This is a genomic window from Sphingomonas sp. GW821-FHT09B04 (assembly GCF_059418285.1).
Map to the genome: position 1 here is coordinate 2,501 of NZ_JBWKPO010000009.1, position 3,188 is coordinate 5,688.

Sequence of the window (3,188 nt, forward strand, 5' to 3'; positions counted from 1 at the left end):
GACCCGACGATTTCCGAATGGGGAAACCCACCTATCCCGATTATTCTTACGATGACTTGTTCATTGTTAGAGTAATCGAGAAACAGGTATCACTTAGCTGAATAAAATAGGCTTCGTGAAGCGAACCCGGAGAACTGAAACATCTCAGTACCCGGAGGAAAAGACATCAACCGAGATTCCGTTAGTAGTGGCGAGCGAACGCGGACCAGGCCAGTGCCTTCTTTTCAACTAGCAGAACAGTCTGGAAAGGCTGACCATAGCGGGTGACAGTCCCGTATGCGAAAGTGATGAAGAAGGACTCGAGTAGGGCGGGGCACGTGAAACCCTGTCTGAACATGGGGGGACCACCCTCCAAGCCTAAATACTCGTACATGACCGATAGCGAACTAGTACCGTGAGGGAAAGGTGAAAAGCACCCCGATGAGGGGAGTGAAACAGTACCTGAAACCGAACGCCTACAAGCAGTTGGAGCCTCTTTATGGGGTGACAGCGTACCTCTTGCATAATGGGTCTGTGACTTAGTGTATCAAGCAAGCTTAAGCCGTTAGGTGTAGGCGCAGCGAAAGCGAGTCTGAATAGGGCGACTTAGTTTGATGCATTAGACCCGAAACCCGGCGATCTAGGCATGACCAGGTTGAAGGTGGGGTAACACTCACTGGAGGACCGAACCGTTTAATGTTGAAAAATTATCGGATGAGTTGTGTTTAGGGGTGAAAGGCCAATCAAGCCGGGAAATAGCTGGTTCTCCGCGAAATCTATTGAGGTAGAGCCTTGGACGAATACCCTAGGGGGTAGAGCACTGGATGGTTGCGGGCGGCGCGAGCTGTACCAATACTAACCAAACTCCGAATACCTAGGAGTACTATCCAGGAGACAGACGGCGGGTGCTAAGGTCCGTCGTCAAAAGGGAAACAGCCCTGACCTACAGCTAAGGTCCCCAAGTCACGTCTAAGTGGGAAAGCATGTGGGAATCCCAAAACAGCCAGGAGGTTGGCTTAGAAGCAGCCATCCTTTAAAGAAAGCGTAACAGCTCACTGGTCTAAACAAGGGTTCCTGCGGCGAAAATGTAACGGGGCTCAAGACGTGCACCGAAGCTTAGGGTGTGTAGTTTACTACACGCGGTAGCGGAGCGTTCCGTAAGCCTGTGAAGCGGTCTGGTAATGGACCGTGGAGGTATCGGAAGTGCGAATGCAGACATGAGTAGCGATAAAGAGGGTGAGATGCCCTCTCGCCGAAAGACCAAGGGTTCCTGCTTAAAGCTAATCTGAGCAGGGTGAGCCGGCCCCTAAGACGAGCCCGAAGGGGGTAGTCGATGGGAACCACGTTAATATTCGTGGGCCTGGTGGTAGTGACGGATCACGTGTGTTGTATGTCCTGATCGGATTGGACATGCTTCGAAGTGGTTCCAGGAAATAGCTCCACCGTATAGACCGTACCCGAAACCGACACAGGTGGTCAGGTAGAGTATACCAAGGCGCTTGAGAGAAGTGTCCTGAAGGAACTCGGCAAATTGCCTCCGTACCTTCGGAAGAAGGAGGCCCAGCATAAGCGCAAGCTCTTGTTGGGGGCACAGGCCAGGGGGTAGCGACTGTTTAGCAAAAACACAGGGCTCTGCTAAGTCGGCTTCAAGACGACGTATAGGGCCTGACGCCTGCCCGGTGCCTGAAGGTTAAGTGGAGGGGTGCAAGCTCCGAAACGAAGCCCAGGTAAACGGCGGCCGTAACTATAACGGTCCTAAGGTAGCGAAATTCCTTGTCGGGTAAGTTCCGACCTGCACGAATGGCGTAACGACTTCCCCACTGTCTCCAGGACATGCTCAGCGAAATTGAATTCTCCGTGAAGATGCGGAGTACCCGCGGTTAGACGGAAAGACCCCGTGCACCTTTACTGCAGCTTCAGAGTGGCATTAGGAATTAATTGTGTAGCATAGGTGGGAGGCTTTGAAGCATTGGCGCCAGCTGATGTGGAGCCTACGGTGAAATACCACCCTGTTGATTTCTGATGTCTAACCTCGTTCCGTTATCCGGAACAGGGACCCTCTGTGGCGGGTAGTTTGACTGGGGCGGTCGCCTCCTAAAGAGTAACGGAGGCGTGCGAAGGTTGGCTCAGATCGGTTGGAAACCGATCGTTAGAGTGCAATGGCATAAGCCAGCCTGACTGCGAGATTGACAAATCGAGCAGAGACGAAAGTCGGTCATAGTGATCCGGTGGTCCCTCGTGGAAGGGCCATCGCTCAACGGATAAAAGGTACGCCGGGGATAACAGGCTGATGATTCCCAAGAGCTCATATCGACGGAATCGTTTGGCACCTCGATGTCGGCTCATCACATCCTGGGGCTGGAGCAGGTCCCAAGGGTTTGGCTGTTCGCCAATTAAAGTGGTACGTGAGCTGGGTTCAGAACGTCGCGAGACAGTTTGGTCCCTATCTGCCGTGGGCGTCGAAATTTGAGAGGAGTTGACCCTAGTACGAGAGGACCGGGTTGAACATACCTCTGGTGTACCTGTCGTTCCGCCAGGAGCGCAGCAGGGTAGCTATGTATGGACGGGATAACCGCTGAAAGCATCTAAGCGGGAAGCCTCCCTCAAGATAAGATTTCTTAGGACGGTGGTAGACCACCACCTTGATAGACTGGATGTGGAAGTGCGGTAACGCATGGAGCTAACCAGTACTAATTGTCCTATTCGCGCTTGATGAGTCCCACCATCAATGACAGCTCTGCTGATCATTGAGGTTGATACCTCAAGCCTTGATTACATCTAAAGACGGTGCACGCGTCGATTTGAAACCCAATTACACCTGCTTCATTGCTTGGTGACCATAGCGTCAGTGACCCACCCGATCCCATCCCGAACTCGGCCGTGAAACCTGACTGCGCCGATGGTACTATCGCTCAAGCGCTGGAAGAGTAGGTCGTCGCCAGGCATTGAAGCCGGTGTAATTGGAAAAACCCATTCACAATGTCAGATACGCAAAACGCGCGTCGCGCTTCCGGCGCGGCGCGTTTTGCTTTTTCTGGGATGCCCCGTCTTTTGACCCCGGCGTCCCACAGATGGCGCGGGGTGGAGCAGCCCGGTAGCTCGTCAGGCTCATAACCTGAAGGTCGTTGGTTCAAATCCAACCCCCGCAACCATCATCACAGCACAACAAAAAGCCGCTGACCCACAAGGTCCGCGGCTTTCTTGCGTTT

1 tRNA gene and 2 rRNA genes (1 of these 3 cut by a window edge) are annotated in these 3,188 nt (G+C 53.1%); all 3 read left to right on the plus strand.

Annotated features, from left to right (window positions below):
• Positions 1 to 2,693 (plus strand): 23S ribosomal RNA (locus tag AC07NK_RS20155) (it extends 100 nt beyond the left edge of the window).
• A 115-nt stretch (positions 2,694 to 2,808) separates the two neighbouring features.
• A 5S ribosomal RNA gene (gene rrf / locus AC07NK_RS20160) occupies positions 2,809 to 2,923 on the plus strand.
• A gap of 131 nt (positions 2,924 to 3,054) precedes the next feature.
• Positions 3,055 to 3,131, plus strand: a tRNA-Met gene (locus AC07NK_RS20165).
• Positions 3,132 to 3,188 lie beyond the last annotated feature (57 nt).